Here is a 6,035-nt window from a genome sequence, read left to right on the forward strand (position 1 = left end):
ATGATTTCCGTGCAAGACTTCGCTTTCCGCGGGTAGCCCGTGAGCCTCCTCGGCAAGCCTGCGGGAAGAAAAGCGGAGGGGCTTTGTTTAGAGGCGGGTGGCATAAGGCGAAGCGGCCACGAAGGCGTTCTTTGCCTTCTTGGACGGTTTGACTTATGACATGTGCCTCTAAGCCCCAGAGCTAGACACGTCTCACATAAGCTACTCTTCCCGCAGGAGTTTTCGTCTTGCACTCCAATCAACCGCTGGAATTGATTAATACTTAACAGGCCATAAAAAACAAAAAACCCCATCCCTGGAAAGGGACGAGGTTGTGATCGCGGTACCACCCTTATAAGCATATCAATAAATAATACGCTCACTTGATTCGGATAACGGCTTTGCCGGTGCATCTTTACATTCCCTTTTCAGAATGGTCCCGATGCCAACTCGAGAGGTGAAATGTTCACGTCATGTTTTTCTTAAGAATGCTTCCAGTCTAATGGCATTCTCTCCCTTGAAGAATCATCATGCGTTACTTTCCTCTGTCTTCATTTTTTAAAGTATATGTGCATAATTATAGTGAATTATTGCCGATAATTCAAACCATTTAAGAAAAATTATTGCCCATTTTTAAAATAATATAACAAGATGCCTGCCGCAATGGCGACATTCAATGATTCACTCTTGCCGTAAATCGTAATATACAGGATCTGATCTGTCAGTGAAAGGATTTCGCCGCTCACGCCGCTGCCTTCATTTCCTACGATCAGGGCGTAGGAATCCTGAGGCTTGACGGTCGTATATTCTTTTCCGTTCTCAAGAGCGGTACCATAAACAGGAATGCCTTTTTCTTTAAGGACAGGAATGATCTCGGAAAGATCACCCTTGATGATCGGCAAGTGAAAATGACTTCCCTGCGCCGAACGAAGCACTTTAGGGTTATAGAGATCGACCGTCCCTTTTCCAAGGACGATGGCATCGATTCCGGATGCTTCTGCCGTACGGATGATTGTCCCGATATTTCCTGGATCCTGGAGACCATCAAGAAGCAAGAATGTCTTGCTCTCGTTGATCGCTTCCGAATCTTTCTGCCTGCATACAGCAAACACTCCCTGAGTTGTTTCAGTATCAGCCAGCGCTTTGCCGACTTCCTCTGATACCTGAATCATCTCGATACCATCTGAATTCCATTTATTCGGCATTTCCACGCCTTCAACAAGAATCAGCTCAATCACTGTATCATCCTGCTTCAAGGCTTCTTCAACCAAGTGAAAGCCTTCCACTATATAAGTAAGGGACTGTTCCCTGCCCTTTTTTGTTAATAATTTCTTCCACTGTTTCACGACAGGGTTTTTAGAGGATTGAATATACTTCAATCGTACCCGCTCCTTCATTTTACATTTCAAGAATCCATTATACCCTAACTTCAATACATAATAAATTCAATTTGAGAGATGATAACTATGAATTCCTCATCCTAAAGCAAAAGGAGTAATGCGTAATGAACCTCAACTTGAGAAAAGCCATTATACACAACGTTTCTGGAAACAGCCAGGAAGAGATAAAGGATACAATCGTCGACGCCATCCAAGGCGGAGAAGAAAAAACACTTCCAGGCTTAGGCGTACTGCTTGAAGTCTTCTGGCAAAATGCCGACCCCCAGGAACAGCAAATGCTGCTTGAAACGTTAGAAGAATCATTACAGCAACAACAACAACAGCAATAACGAAGCGGGTGACCCAACAGGGTTGCCCGTTTTTCTTTATTGTTGTTTTACTTCGCGTGATTATGTGGTAAAGAGAAGGATAACCTCAGAAAAACGGGAATCGGACATTTTTTACTAAAAATTGGATTTTCCGTAATTTTTCTCTTCATGCGGACAAAAAATCAAAAATACGGACAATTATATGGGATTTGCCGACAATTAGACAAACTTCTCCATTTTCCGCACCGGCACCAACACCTATCAAGTCTGATTTCACTAAAGAAAGGAGATTCCTTCATTGAAGAACAAAAAGGCATTATTAATAATAGATATGATCAATACATTTGATTTCGACGGTGGAGACGAATTACTTTCAAATACAGAAGACATCGTCGACAACATCAAAGAATTAAAAAAGAAGGCGAAACAAGCAGATATACCCGTCATTTATGTAAATGACAATTACGGCCTATGGCAGGATAATATGAATGATATCATCGAGGTGTGTAAAGAAGGCAAAGGTAAATCCATCATTGAAAAGATTCATCCCGATGAGGATGATTATTTTATTGTAAAACCGAAGCATTCCTGCTTCTTCGGTACCCAGCTTGAGATCCTCCTTCATCAGCTCGATGTAAACCATTTGATTTTAACTGGAATCGCGGGTGATATCTGCGTACTGTTCACGGCTAACGATGCCTATATGAGAGAATACGGGGTGAGCATCCCGCGTGACTGTATCGCCTCCGAACGCAAAGAGGATAATGACAGCGCCATTCATATCATCAATAAAACGATCGATGCAGATATGTCCGAATCAGCTGAGGTAGAATTTAAATAGAACGGAAAAGACCCTGCATGGAAACAGGGTCTTTTCATATCATTAATCAAAAGTGATTTTAGCAACAGTGTCTTTATCCAACTTTTTAATCACTTCTGTAATCAATTTAACTGCATTTTCGTAATCATCGCGATGAAGCATCGCAGCGTGTGAATGAATGTAGCGAGTGGCGATGGTGATTGACAAGGCAGGTACACCGTTCGCTGTTAAATGGATGGCACCTGAATCCGTTCCGCCGCCTGCAATCGCATCGAATTGATAAGGGATATTGTGCTCGTCCGCCGTACCCGTCACAAAATCACGAAGTCCTTTATGTGAAACCATGGAAGCATCATAAAGGATGATCTGCGGGCCTTCACCCATTTTACTTTGGGCTTCTTTTTCTGAGATTCCAGGTGTATCCCCTGCGATTCCCACATCCACGCCGAATGCGATATCAGGCTGGATTTTGGCTGCAGACGTTCTTGCTCCGCGGAGGCCAACCTCTTCCTGAACTGTACCCACGCCATATACGACGTTTGGATGCTGTTCATTTTTAAGGTTTTTCAGGACGTCGATCGCAATCGCACATCCGATGCGGTTATCCCATGCTTTGGCAAGGAGCATTTTTTCGTTGTTCATCACTGTGAATTCGAAATATGGAACGACCATATCCCCCGGCTTCACGCCCCACTCCTGGGCTTCTTCTCTGCTTGATGCCCCGATATCAATGAACATATCCTTAATATCCACAGGTTTTTTGCGTGCTTCAGCAGGTAAAATATGAGGAGGTTTAGAACCGATTATACCGGTTACATCCCCTTTACTTGTCACGATTGTCACACGCTGTGCCAGCATGACCTGTGACCACCAGCCGCCGACGGTCTGGAAACGCAGGAAGCCTTTATTGTCAATTTGTGTGATCATGAAGCCGACTTCATCAAGATGGCCTGCCACCATGATTTTCGGACCGTTTTCATCTCCCACTTTTTTCGCGATAAGACTGCCTAAGTTATCAGTCGTAATTTCATCTGCAAACGGTTCTATGTATCGTTTCATTACGTCCCTTGCTTCTTTTTCATTACCAGGAACACCTTTTGCATCTGTCAGATCTTTTAGCATGGTTAATGTTTCGTCTAATTTTGTCATTCTTTCGCCCCCCTAAATGTTTAAACAATTCCCATTATACTAAAATTTTGCCAATACTTCAAAATCAATCTTAATATCCTTCTTTTTGACGCTCGTAATTCACGTTGTTCTTTTCCACGTAAGCATCAAATACGTCGCCGCTGGAAAAGCCCATAATTTCCCCGAGAGATAAATACTGATTAAATAACGTAAAAAAGTGCCGGACCGAGCGTTCTTCCCTCAAATCGATGATCGCTTTGTACACCTGAAGAAACTGCTCATTCAAGTCCCTACTTGGAGTATGATTGTCTTCCAGGTCAATCTCCTTCAGACCCATTTCAAGACCCAGGGACAGGATGAAGTGGATACCATCAACGTATTCTTCCAGAATGACATCCTTTTCAGAAGGTGACTTCTTACTCCAGAACTTGAAGCTTCTCGTCTCATTTGCAAGCTCCCCTGTTTCCACCAATAAAGCCAATATCTTTTTATCGACTAAATCCTCATTTTCAAGCCCATTCTCACTTTCGATGTGTTGATCCAGCTTCTTTTGCATATGTAACAGCTTTTCAATATTCATGATGATCTCCTCTTCCTTTCGTTTCTGCCTTCTTAGTTTAGTATGACAAACTTTTTCACATTTTTTAAATAAAAACGAAACCTTTTTATTTTTATGCCGTAAATAATAATAGAAGATCTATGCCTATGGAGGTAATTTACATGCTATGGCTCATTCGCTTATTCATTCTTGCTCTTATCATCTACCTTTTTTACCGCAGTATTAAGTATATCATCGATCCAAAACGGAAGCTGGAGCTTGCTCAGGAACAGAAGCGTTTCTATTTCCTTGATGACCAGGAAAATGTCAGGAAGAATTTTTATATAACGTATAAGGGTGTATTATTTGAAGGAGAAAAATATCTGGGAACAACCGAGAAGTCCTTTGAAGTGGTATCGATTTTCGTATGGGCCAATAATATTTCGTCTTTGAAAGGGGTCGGGTATGAGGATTTTCAGTACGTCCAGAATGAAATTAAAGAACGCTATCCGAACGCAAAAATCGACTGGAAGAGCCCGATTCACGAGTTCATGAGAAAATCCAATAAATGAGTTAAGCAGATATGGCCGCTGCAATTACCGATAAAGACGCACACGTTAAAAGGGAACCCCGAGAGGTTCCCTCTTTTGCATTCTTGCAGGATACTCAGCGATATTGACTACATGCGGCTTCTTTCAGGAAAAAACTCATTCCACCCAATGACCCTCACTTTCTCTCTTAACAGATAAAAGAGTACAATCAAAGCCAGCAGAATCATGATAAGGATAGGAGGGGAAAATTGCTTGATATATTGGCCGAATACCGTGTAGAAAAACGCGAGAGGAATATTGGAAATGACGGTGGCACGTACGAAAGGCTTGAATTGCGGATTCTTTTGCATCAAACAGAGATTAAGTAATTGGTAGTGAAGAAAAGGGATCAGCCGTAATACAGCAATTTGCCCGGTCGTCAGGTCGGCGCTTTTCCCGAACCATTTTTCTTTTAATCTCAGCAGGCGTTCATAAAACGACGTGAAACTTTTGATAGCAAAGTAAAAAATGATGGATAAGAGCGTTAATCCAATCAGCGAATACACCGTACCGAGAATGCTGCCGAAAAGGATACCTCCAGCCATACACACCAGGGCGACAGGAATGAAAAGAAACTGCCTCAATACATGAAACAATATAAACAGAACAGGAGCGATATACCCACTAGCTTCCATGATGGCGAATGCTGCTACTAATCGGTCGTCCATAGCTAATGCAGACCTCCTTCTGTTACCTCTATTCTCTACAGTTTATACATTCTGTCTACACTGTATGACAAAAGCAGAATATTTATGGCAGACTGGAGATTGTCCAGCTCAGGAAAGATACAGAAGGAAATCAAATTCACCCCGCCATCAAATCCCTTGATTGATCCATATAAACAATACGCTGTGAACGATGACAAGGAACGGAAAGCCCATCGCAAATAATCTGTGCTTCGTTTTATGTCTGTAGACCTTCATGGCGATATAAGACCCGATGCTTCCCCCGATCACTGCGACGGTCCATAATGTCCGCTCACTGATCCTGTACTCATTCCGCTGCGCCTTCTTCTTATCCCTTCCCATCAGAACGAATCCGATGATATTGATTACCAGGATATATATGTATAGGAGATTTAGTATTGATTCCATTGGATACCTTCTTTCTATCAAGCTGTGTTTCTTAACATTCTTTTAAAATCTTCTATTGAAATTGACAATGTTGATTACCGCTATTGATTTCCGTGCAAGACTTCGCTTTCCGCGGGTAGCCCGTGAGCCTCCTCGTCGCGTTCGCTCCTGCGGGGTCTCACATTAGCTACTTTTCCCG

8 protein-coding genes are annotated in these 6,035 nt (G+C 42.4%); 3 read left to right on the top strand and 5 right to left on the bottom strand.

Annotated elements, in window-relative coordinates:
- Positions 1-599: 599 nt before the first annotated feature.
- Complete coding sequence (locus AAEO50_RS20775) at positions 600-1,358, bottom strand: RNA methyltransferase (protein WP_341986285.1); 759 nt, start codon at positions 1,356-1,358, stop codon at positions 600-602.
- 125 nt (positions 1,359-1,483) lie between these two features.
- On the opposite strand from AAEO50_RS20775, the gene sspI reads away from it, so the two are divergent.
- Positions 1,484-1,708, top strand: a complete 225-nt coding sequence (sspI, locus tag AAEO50_RS20780; RefSeq protein ID WP_341986286.1) for a small acid-soluble spore protein SspI — start codon at positions 1,484-1,486, stop codon at positions 1,706-1,708.
- Between the two features lie 277 nt (positions 1,709-1,985).
- Positions 1,986-2,528: an isochorismatase family cysteine hydrolase gene (locus tag AAEO50_RS20785; RefSeq protein ID WP_341986287.1), complete on the top strand. Its 543-nt coding sequence runs from the start codon at positions 1,986-1,988 to the stop codon at positions 2,526-2,528.
- A gap of 42 nt (positions 2,529-2,570) precedes the next feature.
- Here AAEO50_RS20785 and AAEO50_RS20790 read toward each other — a convergent pair whose 3' ends face one another.
- Both AAEO50_RS20790 and AAEO50_RS20795 read right to left on the bottom strand, forming a co-directional pair.
- Entirely contained in the window at positions 2,571-3,656 is a 1,086-nt protein-coding gene (locus AAEO50_RS20790) for a M42 family metallopeptidase (RefSeq protein ID WP_341986288.1), read from the bottom strand.
- Between the two features lie 70 nt (positions 3,657-3,726).
- Positions 3,727-4,215: a dUTP diphosphatase gene (locus tag AAEO50_RS20795; RefSeq protein ID WP_341986289.1), complete on the bottom strand. Its 489-nt coding sequence runs from the start codon at positions 4,213-4,215 to the stop codon at positions 3,727-3,729.
- A gap of 140 nt (positions 4,216-4,355) precedes the next feature.
- Here AAEO50_RS20795 and AAEO50_RS20800 point away from each other — a divergent pair, with 140 nt between their 5' ends.
- Positions 4,356-4,745, top strand: a complete 390-nt coding sequence (locus AAEO50_RS20800) for a sigma-w pathway protein ysdB (protein ID WP_341986291.1) — start codon at positions 4,356-4,358, stop codon at positions 4,743-4,745.
- Positions 4,746-4,852: 107 nt separating this feature from the next.
- On the opposite strand, the gene AAEO50_RS20805 is transcribed toward AAEO50_RS20800, so the two are convergent.
- Together AAEO50_RS20805 and AAEO50_RS20810 are read right to left on the bottom strand one after the other, a co-directional pair.
- Positions 4,853-5,431, bottom strand: coding sequence for a TVP38/TMEM64 family protein (locus tag AAEO50_RS20805; RefSeq protein WP_341986292.1), 579 nt, complete (start codon positions 5,429-5,431; stop codon positions 4,853-4,855).
- A gap of 147 nt (positions 5,432-5,578) precedes the next feature.
- A complete protein-coding gene (locus AAEO50_RS20810; protein ID WP_341986293.1) occupies positions 5,579-5,857 on the bottom strand; it encodes a DUF1294 domain-containing protein in 279 nt (92 codons plus the stop codon).
- Positions 5,858-6,035 lie beyond the last annotated feature (178 nt).

This window comes from Rossellomorea oryzaecorticis (genome assembly GCF_038405515.1).
GTDB lineage: Bacteria > Bacillota > Bacilli > Bacillales > Bacillaceae_B > Rossellomorea > Rossellomorea oryzaecorticis_A.